This window comes from Sphingopyxis fribergensis (assembly GCF_000803645.1).
Lineage (GTDB): Bacteria > Pseudomonadota > Alphaproteobacteria > Sphingomonadales > Sphingomonadaceae > Sphingopyxis > Sphingopyxis fribergensis.
Window position 1 is genome coordinate 418,860 of the sequence record NZ_CP009122.1, and the last position, 22,423, is coordinate 441,282.

A 22,423-nucleotide genomic window follows, 5' to 3' on the forward strand; every position below is an offset into this window, starting at 1 on the left:
ATTAACCCCTACTCCAATTTATCTGATATATATGCTTCCTATCTGCCACGGTCCGCTGTATCAACGCTTCACTGAGCATATGGCGTGAATTTTGTGCATCGAGAGGAATTATATGGGAGAGGGGGCGAAAACGTCGTCGGAAGGCAAGACGGCGCTACGGTCGCGTGCCTGGTTCGACAATCCGGAAAATCCGGACATGACGGCACTCTATCTTGAGCGTTATTTGAATTACGGCTTCAGCATCGACGAGCTTCAATCGGGCCGGCCGATCATCGGTATTGCGCAGACCGGCAGCGATTTGACCCCGTGCAACCGCCATCATCTCGAGCTCGCGAAGCGCGTGCGCGACGGGATTCGCGACGCGGGCGGCATCGCGATCGAGTTTCCGACGCACCCGATCCAGGAAACAGGCAAGCGTCCGACCGCCGGGCTCGACCGTAACCTGCAATATCTGAGCCTCGTCGAGGCGATCCACGGCTATCCGCTCGACGGCGTGGTGCTGACGATCGGCTGCGACAAGACGACGCCTGCTTGTCTGATGGCCGCGGCGACGGTCAATATTCCCGCGATCGCGCTGTCGGTCGGCCCGATGCTCAACGGCTGGTTCAAGGGCGAGCGCACCGGATCGGGCACGATTGTCTGGAAAGCCCGCGAAATGATGGCGGCGGGCGAGATCGATTATAAGGGTTTCCTCGAACTTGTTGCCTCGTCGGCGCCGTCGACCGGCTGGTGCAACACGATGGGCACCGCGACGACGATGAACTCGCTGACCGAGGCGCTCGGCATGTCGTTGCCGGGATCGGCTGCGATCCCCGCCCCCTATCGCGATCGGCAGGAGTGCGCCTATCGCACCGGCGTGCAGATCGTCGAGATGGTTCATGCCGACCGCAAGCCCAGTGATATCCTGACCCGCACCGCGTTCCTCAACGCGATTCGCGTCAATTCGGCAATCGGCGGGTCGACGAACGCGCCGATCCATCTCAACGCGATCGCGCGCCATATCGGGGTTGAGTTGACGCTGGAAGATTGGGAGACGCAGGGCGCCGACGTGCCGCTGATCGTCAATCTGCAGCCCGCAGGCAGCTATCTGGCGGAGGACTTCTATCGCGCGGGCGGCGTGCCGGCGGTGATGGGCCAATTGGTGCGCGCGGGACTGATCGATGGCGACGCGCTGACCGCGAATGGACAGACGATCGCGGCGAATATTGGCGATGCCGATACGCAGGACACCGATGTCATCCGGACGCTCGATGCGCCGTTGAAGCCGGCGGCGGGTCTGACCGTGCTGCGCGGCAATCTGTTCGACAATGCGGTGATGAAGCTCAGCGTGATTTCGCCCGAGTTCAGGGCGCGTTATCTCAGCAACGCCGCAGACCCCGATGCTTTCGAAGGCACCGCGATCGTGTTCGACGGACCCGAGGATTATCATAGCCGCATCGACGATCCGGCGCTTGGCGCCGACGCCAATTCGATTCTGATCATGCGCGGGGCGGGACCGATCGGCTATCCCGGCGGCGCGGAGGTCGTGAACATGCGTCCGCCCGCGGCGCTGATCCAGGCCGGCCTGCACGCGCTGCCGTGCATCGGCGACGGCCGCCAGTCGGGGACTAGCGGCAGCCCGTCGATCCTGAACGCGGCGCCCGAGGCGGTCGTCGGCGGCGGACTCGCGCTGGTGCGCACCGGCGACCGCATTCGCATCGACCTCGGCAAGCGGACCGCCGACATGCTGGTGGATGCGGCCGAACTCGATCGCCGGCGGGCGGAGCTTAAGGGCAATCCCGATTATATGCCGCCGCCGCAGACGCCGTGGCAGGAAATCCACCGCGCGCTCACCGGCCAGTTCGACGGGGGCGCGGTGCTTGAAATGGCGGTCAAATATCAACGCGTGGCGCAGACGCGCGGGCTGCCTAGAGATAGCCACTGATGAGCGGCGTGCGGGTGATTGCGCGCGACCGGCGTGACCGGCTGGGCGAGGGGCCCTTGTGGTCCGCCCGGCACGATGCTTTGCTGTGGGTCGATATCATGGGGCGCCGGATCAACCGCATGGCGCTGGCCGACGAAAGCGTCGAAAGTTTTGAGCAGCCGCATTATTCGGCGTGGATTATCGAACGCGAAGCCGGCGGCTTCGTCGCGGGGATCGGCCGCGATATCGTCCGGATCGATCTCGACGCCGATACGCGCGAGTTGATCGCGTCGGTCGATCAGGGCAATGCCGCAAATCGCCTTAACGACGCGAAGGCCGACGGGGCGGGGCGGATCTGGGCAGGTACGATGCCCGTCACCTGCGACCGTCCCTCGGGCGCCTTCTACCGGCTCGATCCCGATGGTACGCTGGCAAAGGTCGATGCGCCCTATACGATTGCGAACGGCCCGGCGATCGACCCGGCCGGTACCTTCTTGCTCCACACCGACACGGCGCGTGCGACGATCTTTCGCTTCGACATCCATGACGATGGCTCGCTCGGCGAGGCAGCGCCGTTCATCGTCTTCGAAGAGGCGTGGGGCAATCCCGACGGGATGACCTTCGACGCCGACGGCGGTTTGTGGGTTGCATGCTGGGGCGCATCGCGCGTCACACGCTTCGCGCCCGATGGCCGGCCCGACCGTCATATCGCGCTTCCGGCATCGCAGATTACAAGCTGTACCTTTGCGGGTGCCGGGCTCGACCGGATGTTCGTCACCTCGGCCGCCGACGGCGTGAACGAGGAGCATGGCGGCGCGTTGTTCGAGGTGGACCCCGGATGCCGCGGGCTGCCGACACAAAAATACAAGGGTTAGAGGAGTGAATAACATGTCAAAACTGGCTTTGGGAGCGGCCGCGGCGGCCCTGGTTGCGGCGACGCCCGCGCTGGCGGCGGAAGCTGCGCAGTCGACTTTTGGTACGATGCCTGACGGGCGCAGCGTCCCGGCAGTAAAGCTGAGCAACGCAAACGGTATCGAGACGACTGTTATCGCCCTGGGTGCGACGCTGCAGTCGGTGATCATGCCCGATCGCGACGGCAAGAAGGCGGATGTCGCGCTCGGCTACGATAACCTCGATGATTATTTGAAGCAGCCGCAATATTTCGGCTCGACGGTCGGACGCTTCGCCAACCGGCTCGCGGGCGGACGCTTCACGCTCGACGGCAAAACCTGGCAGACGCCGATCAACAATGGCGCGAACGCGCTGCACGGCGGGACGCTCGGCTTTGACAAGGTGTTGTGGGAGGTGACGGCGGTGAAAAGCGGGCCGACCGCGTCGGTCACGCTTCGCTATGTCAGCCCCGACGGCGACCAGGGCTATCCCGGCACGATGACGATCGACGCGACCTATTCGCTGAGCGACAAGAATGAATTGACGATCGAATATGTCGCGACGAGCGACCGGCCGACGATCGCCAACATCACCAACCACGCCTATTGGAACCTCTCGGGCGAAGGGTCGGCGAACGGCGCGATGGGCCATGTCGTGACCATCCCGGCGGAGAGCTATCTGCCGACCGACTCAGGTGCCATTCCGACCGGCGAATATCGCCCCGTCGAAGGCACGGTGTTCGATTTTCGCAAGCCCGTCGCGGTCGGCGACCGGGTGCGCGACGCCAGCGACGAGCAAATCCGCTTCGGGCGCGGCTATGACCATAATTGGGTGATCGGCCGCAGCGTGACCGCCGACGAACATCTGATGGCAAAGGTCGAGGATCCGGCATCGGGCCGCGGTTTCGAGCTTTGGTCGAACCAGCCGGGGCTGCAGATGTATTCGGGCAATTTCTTCGACGCGACGACGCACGGAAAGGCGAAGAAAATCTATCGCATCGGCGATGCGATCGTCATGGAGCCGCAGATTTTTCCCGACGCGCCGAACCAGAAGGATTTCCCGAACGCGCGACTTGCGCCCGGCGAGACCTATCGCAACGTGATGACCTATCGCCTGACGACGGGAAAAAAGGGTGCGAAGCGTTAAAGTCCGACCGAGGCGCCGTCGTTCAGGTGGCGCCGTCGGGCTTTGCGGCGTCGATCAGGTCGAGCACGTCGCTGATCAGCGCGCGCATCGCCTTGCGCGCTTTGTCGGCATTGCCCTTGACGATCGCGTCGCGCACTGCGGCGTGATCGCCGACATTGGCGGTCCGCCCCTTGACCCGGTTGGTGAAGCGGATCGACGTGCGCAGCGCCGTGCCGACCACGTCGCGAAACTGCGCGTAAAAGGGATTGCGCGACGCGCGAAGGACCGCAACGTGAAAGGCGATGTCGCTGTCGAGCGGATCGTCCTCGCCGCGCTCGGCCTTTTCCATTCGCGTCAGGCCAGCGTTGATCCGGGCGATGTCGTCGTCGGTCGCGACGCGCGCCGCGAGTGCGGCGGCTTCCGGTTCGATCGCGACGCGCAGTTCGTTGAACTGACGGAGGAGGTCGATCGAAAATTTGCGTTCGAGGAGCCAGCGCAGGACATCGGTATCGAACAGGTTCCACGAGGTGGTGGGCTGGACAATCGTTCCCTGGCGCGGACGCGCGCTGAGCAGCCCCTTGGCGGTCAGCATCTTCACAGCCTCGCGCGTTACCGAGCGGCTGACACCATGTTGCTTGGCAAGTTCCGCCTCGGTCGGAAAAATCGATCCGTCATATTCGCCGATCACGATCGATCGCCCGATGGCGTCGAGCATTCCATAAGTCAGATTGCGGCCCAATTGCGGCCGCGCATCCTCGATTCCCAGCGCCGACATGTTCACCACGCTCTTCTCCAATTGTCATTTTTACCCGCCTTATCACTTATGTCGCACAGGAAGCTAGACAAGCTGTTTAAATAAGATAAATGTGATTTCAAATTGTACATAGAGAGGGGAGAGTCCGCATGACGGGCCTGTCGCAGATCGATATCATCGTCATCGTCATATATGCCATCGGCATTTTCGGCCTGGCGCAATGGGTAAGCCGCGAAAAGGCCGGCCATGCGAAAAACACGTCCGACTATTTTCTCGCCTCGAAATCGCTTCCCTGGTGGGCGATCGGCGCATCGCTGATCGCGGCGAATATTTCGGCCGAACAGATCGTCGGCATGTCAGGGTCGGGCTATGCGCTGGGTCTCGCCATCGCTTCCTATGAATGGATGGCGGCGCTCACCTTGCTGATCGTCGGCAAATATTTCCTGCCGATTTTCCTCAAGAACCACATCTACACGATGCCGCAGTTTCTGGAGCAGCGGTACGGCAAGACGCTGCCGGTGATCATGGCCGTGTTCTGGCTCGCGCTTTATATTTTCGTGAATCTGACCTCGATTATCTGGCTCGGTTCGATCGCCGTCAACAAGGTTGCCGGCGTCGACCAGAATGTCGCGCTGATCGTGCTCGGTGCCTTCGCGCTGCTCTATCAGCTTTATGGTGGGCTGAAGGCTGTCGCGCTTACCGATATCGTCCAGGTGACCCTGCTCGTCATGGGCGGCCTCATCATCTCCTATCTGACGCTCAACGAGATCAGCGGCGGGCAGGGCGTGCTCGCGGGCTTCTCGATCCTGACCGAACGCGTCCCCGGCCATTTCGACATGATCCTCGAGCCGGGTCATCCCTTTTACAAGGATCTGCCTGGCATCGCGGTGCTCGTCGGCGGGATGTGGATCGCGAACCTCAGCTATTGGGGCTTCAACCAATATATCATCCAGCGCGCGCTCGCGGCGAAGGATCTGGGCGAGGCGCAAAAGGGTGTGATTTTCGCGGCGTTCCTCAAGCTGTTGATGCCCGTGATTATCGTCCTCCCCGGCATCGCCGCGGTCGTGCTCGCGCCCGACCTCGCCAAGCCCGATGAAGCCTATCCGATGATGATGCAGTTGCTGCCGCCGGGGCTGCTCGGCCTCGTCTTTGCCGCTTTGATCGCCGCAATCATCGCGTCGACCGCGTCGAAGATCAATTCGATCGCGACGATCTTCACGCTCGATCTCTATGCCAAAGCGCGCGGCATCAGCACGCGCGCCGAGGATGAGGCCGGCTCGACCGGTCAGGAAAAGCATCTGGTTCTCGTCGGCCGCCTCGCTGCGGCCCTCGCGGTGGTCGTCGCGCTGCTAACGGCGCGTCCGCTGCTCGGCAATTCGGATCAGGCGTTCCAGTTCATTCAGGAATTCTCGGGCTTCTTCACGCCCGGAATTACGGTGATCTTCCTGCTCGGTCTGTTCTGGAAACGCGCGAACGAAGCCGGCGCCATCGCCGCGGCGATCGCATCGGTGCTGCTATCCTACGCGTTCAAGATCGGCATGCCCGACTTTCCCTTCATGAACCGCATGGGCCTCGTCTTCCTGATCAGCCTCGCGCTCGCGGTCGGGATCAGCCTGACCTTCAAGGCGCGCGGCGATGCCAACCGCATCTCGATGCAGGGCGTCACCTTCGCGACGCCGACGACCTTCAATGTCGCGGGCGTCGGCGTGATCCTGATCCTGATCGCGCTGTACGCGACCTGGTGGTGAGTGGGTCCGCATCCTTTATCGCCGTCGACTGGGGCACGACCAACCGGCGCATCTTCCGGTTCGACGGCGGCGCGGTCGCGCATACCGAACACGACGACCGCGGCGCCGCGTCGGTCACCGACTTCGCGGGCGAGGTCGCGGCGATCCGCGAACGGTTCGGCGATCTGCCGATGCTGCTCGCCGGCATGGTCGGTTCGACCGTCGGCTGGCGCGTCGTACCCTATGTCGCGGCGCTGGCGGGGGTCGACGATCTGGTAGCGGGACTCGGCTGGATCGATGATCGTACCGCGATCGTGCCGGGCGTTTCCTGTTCGAAGAATGGCCGCGGCGATGTGATGCGCGGCGAGGAAGTGCAGTTGCTCGGCGCGGTGGCGGGCTGGATGGTGCCCCCCGACGCGCTGCTCGCGCAGCCCGGAACGCATTGTAAATGGGCGACGATGACCGGCGGGCGAATCGCCGGCTTCACCACGGCGATGACGGGCGAGTTGTTCGCGCTGCTGCGCGGGCATAGCCTGCTCGCCGGATCGCTGACCGCCGACGTGACCGACAGCGAGGCGTTTCGCGAAGGGCTCGCCGAGGGGGCACGGCGCGATCTCGCCGCGTCGCTGTTCGGTATCCGTGCGGCGTCGGTGCTCGGCCTGCGCGACGATGCCGATGCGGCCTCCTTTGCAAGCGGCGTGCTGATCGGGGCCGACGTTGCCGCGCGGATGGACGATTGCGCGTTCGAGCAGGTCCATATTCTCGCCGACGCTGCGCTCGGCGATCTTTATGCCGCGGCGGTCGCGGCGACCGGCCGCGAGCCGGTCATCGTCGACAGCCACAGTGCTTTCGCACGCGGCATCCTCGCCATCGGAGACAAAGCTCTATGACCCACCTTGCCGCCTTCGACGCCGCCTTCGCGCGTTGCCCGCTGATCGCGATCCTGCGCGGGGTGAAGCCCGACGAGGTCGAGGCGATCGGCGAGGCGCTGGTCGAATCTGGTTTCACGCTGGTCGAGGTCCCGCTGAACTCGCCCGATCCGTTGGTTAGTATCGGGCGTCTTGCCGAGCGACTGAAAGGGCGCGCGGTGATCGGCGCCGGTACCGTTTTGACGGTCGCGAATGTCGCCGCGGTGCAAGCCGCTGGTGGCACCATGATCATTTCCCCCAACACCAATGTCGATGTAATCGCGGCGACCGCCAAGACGGGCCTTGTGTCGCTGCCCGGCTTTGCGACGCCCAGCGATGCCTTTGCGGCGCTCGGTGCGGGCGCTACCGCGCTGAAGCTCTTTCCCGCCGAGGCGGCGAGCCCGGCAGTGCTCAAGGCGATGGGCGCGGTCGTTCCGGCCGGGACACGGCTGCTGCCCGTCGGCGGCATTGCGCCGGATAATATGGACCCATGGCTCGCGGCGGGCGCTGCGGGCTTTGGATTGGGCTCGGCGCTTTACCGGCCGGGCCTGGATGCGGCCGAGGTCGCCGCGCGCGCAAGCGCATTCATTTCGGCGCTTGGGCGCTGACAGTTTTCGATCGAGGAGTTTTTCGATGTCGCAATCCATTCGCCGCGGCCTGACGCTCGCATCCGCCGTCCTTGCCATGGCGGTCGCTTCCGCTACCCCCGGCCACGCCCGCGATGCCGAAACCGCGCCGCGCAAGCCCAATATCGTAATATTCCTCGCCGATGACCTGAGCTATGCCGACGTTCCGAACGGCGGCGATGCGAATGTCCGCACCCCCGCGTTGCAGCGGCTGACGTCGGAAGGCATGACGTTCGACCGTGCCTTTGTTGCATCGCCCGCCTGCGCGCCCAGCCGTGCCGCCTTGCTGACCGGCATGATGCCGGCACGCAACGGGGCAGAGGCCAACCACGACCGCGCGAATGCGGCGATCCGCAAGCTTCCCTCCTATCTGCAGGAACAGGGGTATCAGGTCGTCGCCTTCGGCAAGGTCGCGCACTATCAGCACACCGGAACCTATGGTTTCGATTATTATGCGAACGACACCTTCCACGATCACAAGGGCATTCCCGCCGCCGCCGAATGGCTGAAGGAGCGCAAGGACAAGCGCCCGCTGGCGCTGTTCGTGGGCAGCAACTGGCCGCATGTGCCGTGGCCGCGGACGACCGAAGGCTATGATCCCGCGGCGATGAAGCTGCCGCCGAAGACGGTCGACACGCCGATCACCCGCGACGCCCGCGCGCGTTTTTATGCCGCGGTCACGCGGATGGATCAGGATCTCGCATCGACGATGGACGCGGTCGATGCGGTGCTTGGGAAGGACACGTTCGTCCTTTATTCGACCGACCATGGAACACAGTGGCCGTTCGGCAAGTGGAACCTCTATGACACCGGAACGCGCGTGCCGATGGTCGTGCGCTGGAACGGTCATGTGAAGGCGGGAACGCGGACCGACGCGATGGTCAGCTGGGTCGATGTCCTGCCAACGCTCGTGCAACTCGCAGGTGGCAAAGCGCCCGAAGGCATCGACGGCATTTCCTTTTCCAGCCTCTTTGGCGTGGGGACGGGGGCCGCGGGCCGGAAGGAAATTTTCACGACGCACAACAACGACGGCCGGGTGAATGTCTATCCGATGCGCAGCATCCGCACCGACCGCTGGAAATATATCGAGAACCTGCATCCCGACTGGACCTATACGACGCACATCGACTTGAAGGTGATGCGCACGGACTCGGGCGCCTATTTCCCGTCGTGGCGCGACGCGGCCGAAAAAGATCCAGCTGCGAAGGCGATCGTCGACAGCTATTACACTCGTCCTGCCGAAGAACTTTACGACCTTCAGGCCGATCCGGACGAACAGGTCAATCTCGCGGGCGACCGCCGCTATGCCAAGGAACTCGCCGGGCTCCGCACGCGTCTCGCCGCCTGGCGCAAGGCACAGGGCGACACCGGAAAAGTACCGGTGCAACCGCGGTTCGAACGCGGCCCGATGGAAGGCGAAGGCGACTGATCCCCAAACGGGACGTGCTATCGCGTTCCGTCTTCCCGAAATGAAAAACACCGCGCCGGGACGCCGTTCCGCTGCGGTGTTTTTTGTGCTCCTCGGGCAGCCGCGGCACATCGCAAAAGCGATGTCGCCAGAAAAAGCGCGTTGATCATTTTGCAGTTTTATAATATTTATCTTTTCAAGAATCGCCGGTCTGTAGGAGGCTAGGCGAACATGCGCGAAAGCGCCTGAAAAGGAGGGGATTATGCGGTTGAATCTGCTTGGCGCCGTGTCGCTCACAGCGGTGTTTGTTTCGATGCCTGCTGTCGCTCAGGAGAGCGCGGCACCCGCTGTACAAGAGAGCGCGGGGCAAACCGATAATCTGGAAGGCGACATTATCGTCACTGGCGTTCGCCAGTCACTCGAGCGTGCCGCCGAGGTAAAGCGCAATGCGGTCCAGGTCGTTGATTCGATTGTAGCGACCGATATCGGCAAGCTGCCCGACCCCACCGTTGCCGCCGCGTTGCAGCGCGTGCCAGGTATTCAGGTGCAGAACGACCGCAACAATGAACTGTCGAGCGTGCGTATCCGGGGCCTGACCGACATTCTGACGACCGTGAATGGCCGCGAGGTCGTCACGACGACCGGGCGTGGGTTCGACCTTCAGGACGTGCCCGCCGAAGCGCTCGCCCGGATCGACGCGTTCAAGTCGCAGACAGCCGATCAGATCGAGGGCGGCGTTGCCGGTACATTGGACCTGCGCCTCAATCGCCCCTTCAGCTTTCGCGACCCGACACTGGTCCTGACCGCACGCCAAAATTACGCGACTATCGCCGATGCGAGTAATCCGCAGTTCGGCGCTCTCGCGGCCGCCAAGACCGATTCATCGATTGGCGAGATCGGCGCGCTGGTCAATGTGACCTATTCGCAAGCTCAGAATATCCGCAGCGTCACCAATTTGGGCGAGCGTCGCTTCGTCTCGGGGGCGCCGTTCGGCACCGCCGACATCCTGATGCCGCAGGTGCTGCGCAACATGCCCGATGTCGGCGACATCAAGCGTTTCCAGGCCAATGCCGCGCTGCAATGGCAGGCGACCCCGTCGCTGCAATTCTATGCCGACGGCCTTTACACCTATTTCAACAGCACCACGGGCTTCGCCGGTTTCAACCCCCAGCCTTTCACCAATAATTCGCAGATCGCCGAGGTCACGCTGAGCGATTATTGCATCGACGCGCGCGTCAACGCCGCTGGGACCAATCCGCAGATCGTGACCAATGCCGATGGCACTCAGTCGCTTCAGCCGGCGACTGTCAGAACTATGTGCGAGCCCACAAGCGCGCGTTTCAACAATGTCGTGATCAACCAGAACAGCTCGTCCGAAGAAGTGACGCAGCGGAACAAGATGGTCGCGGGCGGCCTGATTTTTGAGCAGGATCGGGGTGTGCTCAAGGTCGACGTCGCCTATCAGACGTCGCGAGCGGTGACCGAGAATTTCAACGCCGAGGTAGGGCAGCGCGTGCCCACGATCTTCGTCGAATTCGACGACAATGATGGCCCGTCGTTCACGATCGACCCGTCGATCCCGCTCAGCTCCGAAAATGTCTCTCTGCGCAATTCGATCAACCAGAATTTCTCAACCGGCAGGGGCAGCTTGTTCCAGGCGCGGATGGACAGCGAATATGAATTCGACGGCATATTAACCAAGCTTCGCGGTGGCCTGCGATATGCCAAGCGCGAGGCGCTGTTCCAGGAAGTGCGCCAGACCAACACTGTACAGTCGATTGGTTTCGGCAATATCGGCACGCCGACGGAGGCCAACGCACGGCTGATTTCTTCGCTACCGCTGTCGCCCGATTTCCTCGGCGTGATCGGCGTCGCGCCGCGGCTCAATGGCGGGCGGGCGTTCCTGGGCGTGAACCCCGCCTATCTGCGGTCCGAACGCGGGCGGAACGAACTGCGCGACCTGTTCGGCCTCCCGATGGAGGCGCCGCCCTACGATCCGACAAAGGAATTCAACGCCAGCGAGGAAACCTTGGCCGCCTATCTGGAGGGCAGCTATGAGATTCCGATCGGCGCGCTTACCCTTGACGGCGTGGTGGGCACGCGCGTCGTCAAGACCGACCGCACCATCTCCGGCTTCGAGCGTGTCGAAGGCACCAACAGCTTCAGCCCGATTGTCGCCAAACGGTCGGATGTGGATATCCTGCCGTCGGCGACCGCGCGCCTGAAATTTCCAGGCTCGTTCCAGACGCGCCTGACTTACTCGCGTTCGATGCGCCGCCCCGATTTTGGCTCGCTCAACCCTTCCGAATCGCTGACGGTCGTCGGCAACGTGTTCCTGATCAACAACGGCACGCGGGGCAATCCCGACTTGCGCCCGCAAAAGTCGGACAGCATTGACCTGACCGCCGAATATTATTTCGACAGCGGTTATGTCGCGGTCACCGGCTATTATCGTTCGATCAAGGATCGCGTCGTGACATCGAACCGGCAGGAGGAGATCGGGGGTGAAAATTATCTGATCTCCACCCCGCGCAACATCGGGTCGGTCGACCTCAAGGGCATCGAGGTCAGTGGACAATATTTCTTCGATTTCCTGCCGGGCGCGCTTTCGGGGTTCGGCGTGCAGGGCGCGTTCACGCTGGCGGATTCGAAGATCAAGGGCGACGATACGCTCGCGGGCAACCCGCTGGTCGGCGTGTCCAAATATAATTACACCGCCGGGCTGCTTTATGACAAAAAGGGCCTGAGCGGGCGCCTGATCTGGACCTTCCGGTCCAAATATATCAACGGCGACAACACCGGCGGCGTCGCAGTGCGCCCCTATGATGAAACGCGGCCGGTCCAGGATCCCTATATCCCGGTATTCCTGTCATATGTCCGGCCGGCCGGGCGTCTCGACTTCAGCGTCGGATATGACGTGACCGATGCCCTGCGGCTGGATATTGGCGGCACAAACATCCTGCGCAACAAGACGTCGATCTATTGGGGCGACGAACGGGTCGTCTTTCAGCTGAACGGCGATGAGACGGTGTACAGCATCGGCGCCCGCGTAAAATTCTGAGAATCCCGTCCTCCGTCGAGAGAGCGTCGCGTGAAAAGGCGGCGCTCCCTCGGGCGCATGAATGAAGGAGAATCCTGGTGAGGAAGAAGCGCGTCGCCGGGTTTTTGAATCGCGTGACCTGGGCGGTGGCCGCCTTTTCGGCGGCCCTACTGCCGCTTGGCGCCCAAGGCGCCGAATCTGCGTCTGCCAAGCCCCAGCCGGTTCGCCCGAACATCGTCGTGATCCTGCTCGACGACGTCGGATTTTCGGACATCGGCAGTTTTGGCAGCGAAATTCCCACGCCCAATATCGATGCGCTTGCGAAGGACGGCCTCGCCTTCACGCAATTCTACAATAACGCGCGCTGTAGTCCGTCGCGCGCCGCGCTGCTCACGGGCACCTATCCGCACCAGGCGGGTCTTGGGCATCTGGAAGGCGTCGAAGTGCCGGGATCGCGAGGCTTTCTGAGCAAGCTTTCCGATCGCGTCGTCACCTTGGCCGAGGTATTGAAATCAGACGGCTATTTCACCGCGATGGCGGGCAAATGGCACGTGGGCATTTCGCGGGGCGTCGGGCCGTGGAACCGCGGTTTCGACCGCTCTCTCACCACGCCGTTCGGCGAGCTTTATTATCCCGACCAGCCGCAGCCGAATGCGAAGACCGTCTATATCGACGGCGAAAAACTCCCCGCCAGTTCGCCGCGCGTCGGCGAAGGCTATTGGTATTCGTCCGACATGTTCGTCGATTGGCAGAGCAAGTTCGTGCGCGAGGCGGAGGCGCAGCGCAAACCTTTCTTCCTCTATATGCCGTTCACCGCCGCGCATTTCCCGCTGATGGCGCCTGCCGAAGATGTGGCGAAGTTCAAAGGCAAATATATGCGCGGCTGGGATGCGATCCGCCGCGACCGGTTCGAGCGACAGAAGAAACTCGGCATCATCGCGCCCGATGCCGAACTGCCGGCGGCGTTGTCGGGCAGCTATGACTGGGACAAATTGTCGGCCGCGGACAAGGATCGGTTCGACACGCTGATGGCGGTCTATGCCGCGATGATCAGCCGTGTCGACCGTTCGATCGGCACGCTGGTCGACCGGCTCAAGCAATCGGGCGAGCTCGACAATACGATCATCCTGTTGATGAACGATAATGGCGGGACGGCCGAAAGCGGCCCCGATGGCCGGCTGAAAGGCGAGGGGCTGCCGGGCAGTGCTCAGTCGGTCGTGTGGACCGGAATGAACTGGGCGATGCTGCAAAACACGCCCTTCCAATATTTCAAGCACCACACGCAGGAGGGCGGGATCGCGACGCCGCTGATCGTCCACTGGCCGCGCGGGATCGACCCCAAGCTGCGCGGGACATTGGTGCGCGAGCCGGGGCATCTGATTGACGTCATGCCGACGCTGGTTGAGGTCAGCGGCGTAACCTATCCAAAGACCTTCAACGGACACCAAATCCTCCCGATGCAAGGGCGCTCGATGGCACCGGCGTTCCATGGCCAGCCGCTGACCCGCGACAAGCCGATTTTCTGGGAACATGAGGGCAATCGCGCCGTTCGCGACGGAAAATGGAAGCTCGTGGCGCGGTTCGAACAGCCGTGGCAGCTCTTCGACATGGCGGCCGACCGGACCGAGATGCACGATCTCGCCGCCCGTCAGCCCGAGCGCGTGCGCGCCATGGCACGGCAATGGGACGCGTGGGCGGCGAGCAGCGACGTCGATGCGTGGAGAGAAAGCTATGACATGCATCTCAAGGGCCGCACACGCCAAATCTGGGGCGGCGCGGAATTGCCCGAGCGGCCCGAAGCGATGAAGAAGTGACGCCGGATAGGAGAGGGAAGCGCGTGACGGTTGGGCAAAGGCAGGGAACGGCAAAGTTGCTCGCGGTGTTGTTGTTGTTGGGTGGGCTGTCCGGTCCTCCGCTTCAGGCGACCGTCGCCGAGGCGCCGTCGGCCGGTGCCACCTTCACCAACCCGCTTCTGCGCTCGGGTCCCGACCCGTGGATCACCCAGCGTGAGGGCGTCTATTATTACATGCACACGCTCGGCAACCGGATCGCGCTGTGGCGTACCGAGAATATCGCCGACCTTGCCGATGCCGAGCAGCGCGTGGTCTGGAAAGCCCCCGCCAGCGGACCCAACGCGCACAGCATATGGGCGCCCGAGTTGCACCGCCTCGACGGGAAATGGTATCTCTATTATTCGGCGACCGCGAGCGGGTTCAAGGATGACAAGCATCGTGCGGTCTTCGTGCTCGAGAATGCGGGTTCCGACCCGATGCAGGGCGAATGGGTCGATCGCGGGCGCGTGAACACCGAGCATGCCGGGATCGACGGCACCGTCTTCGATCACGGCGGCAAGCGCTATTTCGTCTATTCGCCGTATCTCGGCGCGGACAGCGGGCTGGCGATCGCCGAGATGGAAAACCCCTGGACGCTGACAGGGCAGGAACGCGTGATCGCGCGTCCCGACCGATCATGGGAAAAGCAGGGCGGGCGCCAGATCCTCGAAGGTCCCGAATTCCTGCTCGGACCGAAAGGCGACCTGTTCCTCACCTATTCGGCGAGCGCCTGCTGGTCCGACGATTATGCGCTCGGACTGCTGCGCGCCTCGGCCGGCTCCGATCCGCTCGATCCCGCGGCGTGGGTCAAGACGGCGCAGCCCGTCTTCAAGCGCGCCAACGGGGTCTATGCGACGGGGCATAACGGCTTTTTCATGTCGCCCAACGGCAAGGAAAACTGGATCGTCTATCACGCCAACCCCGGCCCCGACATGAAGTGCACGCCCAAGCGCGCGCCGCATATGCAGCGTTTCGGATGGAGCGCCGAGGGGTGGCCCGAATTTGGCGACCCGGTCGCCGAGGGGACGCCGTTGCCCGTGCCATCGGGAAAAGGGCGATAACAACCAGCCATGGCTAAAAAGAAAGGCCGCAGAGCAATCCGCGGCCTTTCGCTTCCGGGGGAAAGCGCTTGTCCCTATTTTCCCGCGCGCGGCCGGCCGGCGATCGGACGCGCCGCCGGCTGACTGTCGAGGATCGCTTCCAGCCGCTGGCGCACTGCGGGCAGGGCCGCCGCCTGATTGCGCGTCTCTTCGGGATCGCCGACAAGGTCGTAGAGCTCATAATCGCGCGCGCCCGTCTTTTCCTGCGTCCAGCGAACGAGGCGATAGCGGTCCGTGCGGATCGCCTGGCCGATCCGGCCCGGACGCGGATAGGCGTGATAGGCATAATCGCGCACCCGCGCGCTGGTGCCGCGCAGCACCGGCGCCAGCGAGGTGCCGTCGATCGGCTGCGGGCCGGTGGGTGCCGGCAGCGCGGCGAGCGCGGCGAGAGTCGGATAAATATCGACGGTCTCGGCAAGCTGGCCGGTCCCTTGCCCGCGAACGATGCCGGGCCCCGCGAAGATCAGCGGGATGCGCGTCGCCTGCTCCATATTGGTGTGCTTGGTCCAGATGCCATGGTCGCCCAGATGCCAGCCATGATCGCCCCACAGGATGACGATCGTGTTTTCGGCGAGGCCATCGCGCTCAAGCGCGTCGAGTACCTTGCCGATCTGCGCGTCGACATAGCTGACCCCGGCATAATAGCCATGGATCAGCTGGCGCTTCAGTTCGGGCGGAAATTTGTCGCCGCGAACGCCTTGGGGTGGTTCGCGATAGGCATTGATTTCGCCCCCCTGCTTGTCGGTATAGGCGGGCGCGCCCTCGGCCAATTGTTCGAATTGCGGCATCGGCAGTCGCGCCGGATCATACATGTCCCAATAACGCTTGGGGACTGAGAAAGGCAGGTGGGGGCGCGCGAAACCGACGGCGAGGAAGAAGGGCTTCCTATCTTGCTTGAGCGCAGCCAGCCTTTCGGTCGCGCGCGCTGCGGTGCGACCGTCGGCATAGGCTTCGTCGGCGACATCGGGCATTTCCCAGGCCGCGCCGCGCGCGAGCGTGCGGGCAAAGGCGAACGGGTCACCCTCGGGCAGCGGGATTTCTTCGAACAGCGCTTCTTCCTGCGTCGGAACCCCGCCGGTGCTGGCGGGATCGACATATTCGACCACCTTGTCCTTGTGATGCGGAACCGACCAGCCGGCGGTGTCGCCGACGGTGCCATGGCCTATATGATAGACTTTGCCCATGCTCTCGGTATGATAACCCGCGCGCATGAAATAGTCGGGCAGCGTCACCGCGTCGGGCATATAGTCGCGCAGGTTCATCCCGAAATTATAGATGCCGCTGCTCGTCGAGCGCGCGCCGCTCATCAGGTTGATACGGCTCGGCGCGCATACCGCCTCATTGGCATAAGCGAGATCGAAGCGGACGCCGCGCTGCGCAAGGCGGTCCATATTCGGGGTGATCGCGGTGCGGTCGCCATAGGTACCGAGCGCGGGCTTGAGATCGTCGACGAGGATCAGCAGGATGTTGGGACGCTTCGCCGCGACGGGTGCGGGGGTCGGCGCCAATGCGGTTTTCAGAGCCGGGGTCTGGGTGCAGGCCGACGTCGCAGCGACCAGCAGGCTGAGTAGCGCGCGGCGGGTCCAGTGGGCGGTACGTCGCATGTCATTCTCCCCTTTTTCGCGAGACGCAGCGAAAGCCGATGTGGCTTGTCGCGCTGTCGATCTGTTGCGGATGCCGTGCCGCCGGGCGGTATCGCTGGCAATAATTGACGGCGCAAAGATGCGACCCACCCTTCAGCACTTTGCGGCCGATGCGCGAACCGGGTGCGCCGCTCTCATAGCTTTGCGCCAGCGTCGCGCCGCGTGGATTGGGGATGGCGCAGCAGGGTGATCTGGTCTTCGCAGCCTGCGCCGCGGCGTACCAGTCGCGCGTCCATTCCCAGACATTGCCGATCATATCGACAAGGCCGTGTCCATTCGCGGGGAAGCTGCCGACCGGAGTCGTGCGGTAGTTTCCATCGGCCTTGATCGTCGAAACGGGAAAAAGGCCCAGCCAGTAATTGGCGAGGATCTGTCCATCGGGGGAAAGCTCGTCGCCCCAGGCATATTCCTGCCCATCGGCGCCGCCGCGCGCCGCATATTCCCATTCGGCCTCGGTCGGAAGCGACTTGCCCGCCCATTTGGCATAGGCCTCGGCATCGCAATGCGCGACGTGGACGACCGGATGCTGTTCGAGCCCCTCGATCGAGCTGCCGGGGCCGGTCGGATGCCGCCAATCGGCGCCCTCGATAAAGGCCCACCATTGCGATGGATCGTCGAGATCGACGAGCCCGGCTGCCTTTCGAAACACGAGCGATCCGGGCTGAATTCCTTCGAGATCCGCTCCGGGATACAGCTTGGGGTCGGGCGGCAGCTCGGCGAGGGTGCGATAGCCGGTCGCGGCGACAAACGCGGCGAAAGCGGCGTTGGTCACCGGCGTCTCGTCGATCCAGAAGCTGTCGACCTTGACGCGGCGCGCGGGCCGCTCCTCGGCATAGAAACGATCCGAGCCCATGGCGAAGGCGCCGCCCTCGATATGCCGCATGCCGCCCAGCGATGGCGTCGGGGCGGGGGCTCCGCGGTGCGATGCAGCTTTCATGGTGCGGGTTTCACTTCATATTCCGGGCTTGCTGCGCGCTCATTTCGGCAACTGGGCGAGCCATTTTTTGAGCTTTGCGAGCAGGCGCCCGCGCACCTCGGGTTCGCTCGCCGCCAGATCCTGTTTTTCCATGGGATCGCGCACGAGATTATAGAGTTCGACGTCCGCGCCGCCGTCGTTCGCGAGCAGTTTCCAGTCGCCTTCGCGGACCGCGAAGCGCGGCGAGACGTCGATCGGCTGGCTGGGTTTGCCCAGCATCGGTCGGCCTTCCTTGCCATAGGCCCAGAACAGGTCGGGCCGCCGCGTAACCGGCTGGCCCTGCAGCGCGGGCGACAGGTCGATGCCTACGCTGCCCGCGGGCTTCTTTGCGCCGATGATGCTGGCGAAAGTCGGCAGCAGGTCGACGCCCTGGCCGACGGTCTGCTCGTCGCGCGTCCCCGCCTTCATATGGCCGCGCCAATGCATGATCAGAGGCTGGCGGATGCCGCCTTCGTAGAGGCTGAACTTGCGGCCGCGCAGGCCCTCGGTGCTGCCCGGCGCGGTCTCTCCGCGCTCGTGATAGCGCGCGAGCGGCGAAGGGCCGTTGTCCGACGTGACGAGGATCAGCGTATTGTCGAGCTCGCCCATCTGGTCGAGCCGGTCGAACAGGCGGCCGAGGGTCTTGTCCATCTTGACCAGCGAAGCGAGCATCCGGTCGTCGTCGGACGATGTGCCTTTGCCCATCACGTCGGCGAGCGTTTCGTCGTCGGGCGCCCAGGGATCGTGAATGTCGTTGAGCCACAGGTTGACGAACCAGGGCTTGTCCGAATGCTGCGCAACAAAATCGACCGTCATGTCCGCATAAAGGCCGGTGAGATTGGTTTTGAGTTCCCAAAAGCGCGGCCCTTGGCCAAGCGTGTCCGATTGCTGGGCGAGGAAGCGTTCCTCGTCGGATACAAGCACACGCGGGCCCAGCCCCTCGAAGGTCGTAAAGCTGCGGTCGAATCCATAGGCGGTCGGCCACGGCGCATCGCCGATGTCGCGCCCGCCGCCAAGGTGCCATTTGCCGATATGCGCGGTCGCATAGCCGGCGTCGTCAAGCAGCCGGGCGATCGTCGGCAGCTTGGGGTCGAGCCAGTCGACCTGGCCGATTTCCGCGTTTCGCGCACGGCCCGCCGTGATGCCGACGAAGCCGACATCGGCCGGAAAGCGTCCGGTCAGGAAACCCGCGCGCGACGATGAGCAGATGGGAGCAGCGTCATAGAATTTCGTGAGCAGCACCCCCTCGCGCGCCAGCCGGTCGAGATTGGGGGTCTGGACCTTTTTGTTGCCCATCACCGACAGGTCGCCGAATCCCATGTCGTCGACGAGCACGAACAGGATGTTAGGCCGGCGTTCGGCTTCCCGCGCGGGGGCGGGGGCGGGCGCTTCCTGCGCGCTGTGCGCCAGCGCTGCCGGGACCGGCAGCGTCGCGATAGCCGTGAGCGTCATCGCCGCTGCCGCCGTCAGATGTGCGGCGGCTCGAAATTTCGGGGCGATTTGCGACGAAATGGACATGTCATCTCTCCCGACCGCCGATTCCAGTCAGCGTGACGAATGTTCATTTATCGTATTAATTAGTCTTGTCTAGATGATTGTTCAGATTAACAATGCGGGTGGGTAGCCCTATGGCCGCCGTGGGCAGAGAAAGGATTGCCGTGTCGTTGGAACAACCGCATCTGGGGCAGGATGGGGCGCCTGCATCGCTCGGTCGCAACCTGACTTATGGGCTTCTCGACAATCTGGGGCGCGCGATCGTCACCGGGCAGTTCGACAGCGAAGCCTTTCCGACCGAGGCCGAGCTTGCGAAGCGCCACGGCGTCAGCCGATCGGTGACGCGCGAAGCGGTGAAGATGCTGACCGCCAAGGGCTTGCTCAGCGCGCGGCCCCGGCAGGGCACGGTGGTGCAGCCGACCTCGTCGTGGAACCTGTTCGATACCGACGTGCTGCGCTGGCTGCTCGAACGGCAATTCTCGGTCGACCTGCTCAAGCAGTTCAACCAGCTGCGCGTCGCCATCGAGCCCGAAGCGGCGGCGCTGGCCGCCCAGTTCGCGACGCCCGACGAGCTGAAACGAATCGGCGAGGGGCTCGACCGCATGGCAGCGGCCGAGCGCGGCGAGGACGACACGCTGGAGGCCGACATCGCCTTTCATGTCGCGGTGCTGCGCGCGTCGAACAATCCCTTTTACGCGCAGTTCCGCGATGTCGTTGGCACCGCGCTGCGTACCTCGATCCGCTTCACCAACCGCATCAAAGGCCGCACCGCAAGCGTCGCCGATCATGCCGCGGTCCGCGATGCGATCGATGCCCGCAATCCCGATGCGGCGCGCACCGCGATGCGCCACATCATCGGCGATGTGCTGACGCTGATCGACGACGCCGAAAAGACCTAGCGCATTCCGATCGGGATAATCGTGCCATCGGCGCGATACTCGATCGGCTGAACCGCGACGCTGCGGCTGCCCTTGTAGGGGCCTGGGCCCGTCTGCCCCTCCCAGCGGTGATAGGCGATATACCAGCGGCCGTCGGCCGTATCGTGCAGGAAGGCGTGATGCCCCGGCCCCTTGAAGCGCGCGTCGCTCTCGACGATCTTGCCGCGATAGGCCCATGGGCCGGTCGGCGACGGCGCGGTCGCATAATGGACCTGATAGCTGTCATGCCGGTAACTTCCCGAGGAATAGGAAAGATAATAGGTGCCGCCGCGTTCGTGCATGAACGCGCCTTCGGTGAAGTGCGGCGGAGTTTCGACGGGAACTTCCCGGTCGATCGTCACCATGTCGGGTTTCAATATCCAGACCCGCAATTTCGCGCCCGCGCTGCCGCCGGCGTATAGATAGGGCGTCTTGCTGGCGGGATCGACGAAGACTGCGGGATCGATCGCCTCGAAGCCATTGCCCCCGGTGACGAGCGGCTTGCCGCTGTCGGTGCAGGGGCCTTCGAAGCCGGCGCAGCTCGCGACGCCGATCCGGCTCGGCGTCGGATTCTGCGGCCCGACCGAGAAATAGAGATAGTGGCGGCCGTTCGCGACGACCATGTCGGGCGCCCACAACGCATGGCGCGGGGCGCCGTCGTCGCCGATCCAGCCGATCTGGTCGAGCCGGATCAGTTCGGCGCCCTTCTGCCAATGGTCCCGGTCGGCCGAGGTCCAGACGTGCAGGCTCGATGTCCCGCCCGAATTGGTCGGATAGATATAATAGCGCCCGCCGGCGGCCTCGATATCGGGGTCGGCGCCGTCGAACGAAAGGGGCGCCGGCGCATCCGCTGCGACCGCCGTCGAGCTGATCAGCAGCGCGGCGAACAGCGCACGAATCGCCGGCACCCGGGTCATTTCGCGTTCGCCATCGGGACGACGCCCTTGGGCGCGGCGGCGAGGCGCTTGATCAGGTCGACTTCGGCCTGACGATAGGGTTTGCCGTCGGCGCGGAAAACCTCGTGGAACCAGATCGTCGGTTCGTCATAGGTATAGGGCTTTTTCCAGCTGTCCCATGGCAGGCGCGTCTGCGTCTTTCCGTCGGCGAAGCCCCAATTATACATGCCGATATTATATTTCTTGCCCAGCGGCAGCGAGCCGTCGAAGGTCGAACCGTTACCGCGCGCCATATATTCGGTGCACAGCACCGGGCGGCCATAGCTCAGCATCTGCTTGGCGCGTTTCTCGAAGGTTTCGGGCCAGCTGTAATCGTGGAAACTGTTGATGTCCGACTGGGTCAGCTGGGTGCGCTCGACCGCATCGACCTTGTCCAGCTTGTCCCAATTGTCGCCGATCCATACGCCCGAGGTCAGCGGCTGGGTCGGGTTCGCGCTGCGCGCCCATTCGAAGACCTGCGGCAGTAGAAGGGCGACATATTTGTTCTTGTCAGGAATATGCTCGTAATTGCCGCCGCCCTTGTTGTTCGGCTCATTCCACACGTCCCATGCGACGATACGCGGATCATTGGCAAAGGTGCCGACGATGTCCTTCACATAGCCTTCCAGCTTGCCATACTGGCTTGCGTCCTTCAGCCGGGCTTCGCCCGGCGCCTGGACCCAGCGCGAGTTATGGACCCCGGGGATCGGCGGGCTTTGCAGGCCATAGACGGGGTTCGGATCCCACACGCTGTCGAACAACACGAACATGATCTTGATCTTGTGCTTGTCGGCGATGGCGAGGAACTCGTTCATCCGCTTTTTCGTGCCTTCCGGATCATTTTCCCACAGCAGGTTGTGCAGGAACACGCGCATCGTATTCATCCCGATGCTCGACGCCCAGCCGAGTTCCTTGTCGATCGTCGCGGGATCGAAAGTCGGCTCGTGCCACATTTCCAGCTCGTTCACGGCAGAGCCGGGGTTATAGTTGGCGCCAACCAGCCAGGGCTGTTTGCCATACCATTTATTGGCCTGTTCCTTGGTCCATTGCTCGCGCGCCATGGCCGGCTGGGCTGCGGTGGCGGCGATGGTCAGCGCCGCGGTGGCGGCAAGCAGGAAGCTCCGTCGAATCATCTATCTTCTCCCTCAACTTTTCTTTGGCGCGG

17 protein-coding genes are annotated in these 22,423 nt (G+C 63.5%); 11 read left to right on the forward strand and 6 right to left on the reverse strand.

Annotation, left to right across the window (positions count from 1 at the left end):
* The first annotated feature begins 112 nt into the window (after positions 1 to 112).
* Genes SKP52_RS01870 through SKP52_RS01880 form a run of 3 tightly spaced genes read left to right on the forward strand, consistent with a single transcriptional unit; the run spans position 113 to position 3,940 of the window.
* Complete coding sequence (locus tag SKP52_RS01870) at positions 113 to 1,924, forward strand: IlvD/Edd family dehydratase (RefSeq protein ID WP_039571028.1); 1,812 nt, start codon at positions 113 to 115, stop codon at positions 1,922 to 1,924.
* On the forward strand, positions 1,924 to 2,778 hold the full coding sequence (locus SKP52_RS01875; protein ID WP_039571030.1) for an SMP-30/gluconolactonase/LRE family protein: 855 nt from the start codon (positions 1,924 to 1,926) through the stop codon (positions 2,776 to 2,778). The genes SKP52_RS01870 and SKP52_RS01875 overlap by 1 nt, the downstream gene beginning before the upstream one ends.
* A gap of 13 nt (positions 2,779 to 2,791) precedes the next feature.
* The gene (locus tag SKP52_RS01880) at positions 2,792 to 3,940 is read left to right on the forward strand and encodes an aldose epimerase family protein (RefSeq protein ID WP_039571033.1); all 1,149 of its coding nucleotides are present in this window, start codon (positions 2,792 to 2,794) and stop codon (positions 3,938 to 3,940) included.
* Positions 3,941 to 3,962: 22 nt separating this feature from the next.
* Here SKP52_RS01880 and SKP52_RS01885 read toward each other — a convergent pair whose 3' ends face one another.
* Positions 3,963 to 4,694, reverse strand: a complete 732-nt coding sequence (locus SKP52_RS01885) for a FadR/GntR family transcriptional regulator (RefSeq protein WP_039571035.1) — start codon at positions 4,692 to 4,694, stop codon at positions 3,963 to 3,965.
* Between the two features lie 128 nt (positions 4,695 to 4,822).
* On the opposite strand from SKP52_RS01885, the gene SKP52_RS01890 reads away from it, so the two are divergent.
* From SKP52_RS01890 to SKP52_RS01920, 7 genes are all read left to right on the forward strand, one after another.
* A complete protein-coding gene (locus SKP52_RS01890) occupies positions 4,823 to 6,421 on the forward strand; it encodes a sodium:solute symporter family transporter (RefSeq protein ID WP_039571038.1) in 1,599 nt (532 codons plus the stop codon).
* The gene (locus SKP52_RS01895; RefSeq protein WP_407695065.1) at positions 6,415 to 7,290 is read left to right on the forward strand and encodes a 2-dehydro-3-deoxygalactonokinase; all 876 of its coding nucleotides are present in this window, start codon (positions 6,415 to 6,417) and stop codon (positions 7,288 to 7,290) included. The genes SKP52_RS01890 and SKP52_RS01895 overlap by 7 nt, the downstream gene beginning before the upstream one ends.
* Positions 7,287 to 7,916, forward strand: coding sequence for a 2-dehydro-3-deoxy-6-phosphogalactonate aldolase (locus SKP52_RS01900; protein WP_039571045.1), 630 nt, complete (start codon positions 7,287 to 7,289; stop codon positions 7,914 to 7,916). The genes SKP52_RS01895 and SKP52_RS01900 overlap by 4 nt, the downstream gene beginning before the upstream one ends.
* Positions 7,917 to 7,941: 25 nt before the next feature.
* Positions 7,942 to 9,363 carry a sulfatase family protein gene (locus tag SKP52_RS01905; RefSeq protein WP_081997167.1) on the forward strand — a complete coding sequence of 474 codons (1,422 nt, stop codon included), beginning with the start codon at positions 7,942 to 7,944 and terminating at the stop codon, positions 9,361 to 9,363.
* Between the two features lie 241 nt (positions 9,364 to 9,604).
* Positions 9,605 to 12,403, forward strand: coding sequence for a TonB-dependent receptor (locus tag SKP52_RS01910; RefSeq protein WP_039571048.1), 2,799 nt, complete (start codon positions 9,605 to 9,607; stop codon positions 12,401 to 12,403).
* 77 nt (positions 12,404 to 12,480) lie between these two features.
* A complete protein-coding gene (locus SKP52_RS01915; RefSeq protein WP_160292348.1) occupies positions 12,481 to 14,196 on the forward strand; it encodes an arylsulfatase in 1,716 nt (571 codons plus the stop codon).
* A 23-nt stretch (positions 14,197 to 14,219) separates the two neighbouring features.
* The gene (locus SKP52_RS01920) at positions 14,220 to 15,275 is read left to right on the forward strand and encodes a glycoside hydrolase family 43 protein (RefSeq protein ID WP_039571052.1); all 1,056 of its coding nucleotides are present in this window, start codon (positions 14,220 to 14,222) and stop codon (positions 15,273 to 15,275) included.
* Positions 15,276 to 15,349: 74 nt separating this feature from the next.
* On the opposite strand, the gene SKP52_RS01925 is transcribed toward SKP52_RS01920, so the two are convergent.
* The 3 genes from SKP52_RS01925 to SKP52_RS01935 all read right to left on the reverse strand — a co-directional run bounded on the left by SKP52_RS01925 (position 15,350) and on the right by SKP52_RS01935 (position 19,430).
* Complete coding sequence (locus tag SKP52_RS01925; RefSeq protein ID WP_039571055.1) at positions 15,350 to 16,918, reverse strand: sulfatase; 1,569 nt, start codon at positions 16,916 to 16,918, stop codon at positions 15,350 to 15,352.
* Between the two features lies 1 nt (position 16,919).
* Positions 16,920 to 17,840: a formylglycine-generating enzyme family protein gene (locus tag SKP52_RS01930; RefSeq protein WP_039571058.1), complete on the reverse strand. Its 921-nt coding sequence runs from the start codon at positions 17,838 to 17,840 to the stop codon at positions 16,920 to 16,922.
* Between the two features lie 93 nt (positions 17,841 to 17,933).
* Complete coding sequence (locus SKP52_RS01935) at positions 17,934 to 19,430, reverse strand: sulfatase-like hydrolase/transferase (RefSeq protein WP_039571062.1); 1,497 nt, start codon at positions 19,428 to 19,430, stop codon at positions 17,934 to 17,936.
* Between the two features lie 146 nt (positions 19,431 to 19,576).
* Between SKP52_RS01935 and SKP52_RS01940 the strand changes: the two genes are divergently transcribed.
* The gene (locus tag SKP52_RS01940; RefSeq protein ID WP_228383793.1) at positions 19,577 to 20,305 is read left to right on the forward strand and encodes a FadR/GntR family transcriptional regulator; all 729 of its coding nucleotides are present in this window, start codon (positions 19,577 to 19,579) and stop codon (positions 20,303 to 20,305) included.
* On the opposite strand, the gene SKP52_RS01945 is transcribed toward SKP52_RS01940, so the two are convergent.
* Both SKP52_RS01945 and SKP52_RS01950 read right to left on the reverse strand, forming a co-directional pair.
* Positions 20,302 to 21,240, reverse strand: coding sequence for a family 43 glycosylhydrolase (locus SKP52_RS01945; protein WP_039571065.1), 939 nt, complete (start codon positions 21,238 to 21,240; stop codon positions 20,302 to 20,304). The genes SKP52_RS01940 and SKP52_RS01945 overlap by 4 nt on opposite strands.
* Positions 21,237 to 22,391 carry a cellulase family glycosylhydrolase gene (locus tag SKP52_RS01950; protein ID WP_039571068.1) on the reverse strand — a complete coding sequence of 385 codons (1,155 nt, stop codon included), beginning with the start codon at positions 22,389 to 22,391 and terminating at the stop codon, positions 21,237 to 21,239. The genes SKP52_RS01945 and SKP52_RS01950 overlap by 4 nt, the downstream gene beginning before the upstream one ends.
* Positions 22,392 to 22,423: the final 32 nt, after the last annotated feature.

What these genes read in the sequence shown, in the direction of transcription:
- SKP52_RS01870 (WP_039571028.1), top strand. Translation starts at nt 113, where the DNA reads ATGGGAGAGGGGGCGAAAACGTCGTCGGAAGGCAAGACGGCGCTACGG.
- SKP52_RS01875 (WP_039571030.1), top strand. Translation starts at nt 1,924, where the DNA reads ATGAGCGGCGTGCGGGTGATTGCGCGCGACCGGCGTGACCGGCTGGGC.
- SKP52_RS01880 (WP_039571033.1), top strand. Translation starts at nt 2,792, where the DNA reads ATGTCAAAACTGGCTTTGGGAGCGGCCGCGGCGGCCCTGGTTGCGGCG.
- SKP52_RS01885 (WP_039571035.1), bottom strand. Translation starts at nt 4,694, where the DNA reads ATGTCGGCGCTGGGAATCGAGGATGCGCGGCCGCAATTGGGCCGCAAT.
- SKP52_RS01890 (WP_039571038.1), top strand. Translation starts at nt 4,823, where the DNA reads ATGACGGGCCTGTCGCAGATCGATATCATCGTCATCGTCATATATGCC.
- SKP52_RS01900 (WP_039571045.1), top strand. Translation starts at nt 7,287, where the DNA reads ATGACCCACCTTGCCGCCTTCGACGCCGCCTTCGCGCGTTGCCCGCTG.
- SKP52_RS01905 (WP_081997167.1), top strand. Translation starts at nt 7,942, where the DNA reads ATGTCGCAATCCATTCGCCGCGGCCTGACGCTCGCATCCGCCGTCCTT.
- SKP52_RS01910 (WP_039571048.1), top strand. Translation starts at nt 9,605, where the DNA reads ATGCGGTTGAATCTGCTTGGCGCCGTGTCGCTCACAGCGGTGTTTGTT.
- SKP52_RS01925 (WP_039571055.1), bottom strand. Translation starts at nt 16,918, where the DNA reads ATGCGACGTACCGCCCACTGGACCCGCCGCGCGCTACTCAGCCTGCTG.
- SKP52_RS01930 (WP_039571058.1), bottom strand. Translation starts at nt 17,840, where the DNA reads ATGCGGCATATCGAGGGCGGCGCCTTCGCCATGGGCTCGGATCGTTTC.
- SKP52_RS01935 (WP_039571062.1), bottom strand. Translation starts at nt 19,430, where the DNA reads ATGTCCATTTCGTCGCAAATCGCCCCGAAATTTCGAGCCGCCGCACAT.
- SKP52_RS01945 (WP_039571065.1), bottom strand. Translation starts at nt 21,240, where the DNA reads ATGACCCGGGTGCCGGCGATTCGTGCGCTGTTCGCCGCGCTGCTGATC.
- SKP52_RS01950 (WP_039571068.1), bottom strand. Translation starts at nt 22,391, where the DNA reads ATGATTCGACGGAGCTTCCTGCTTGCCGCCACCGCGGCGCTGACCATC.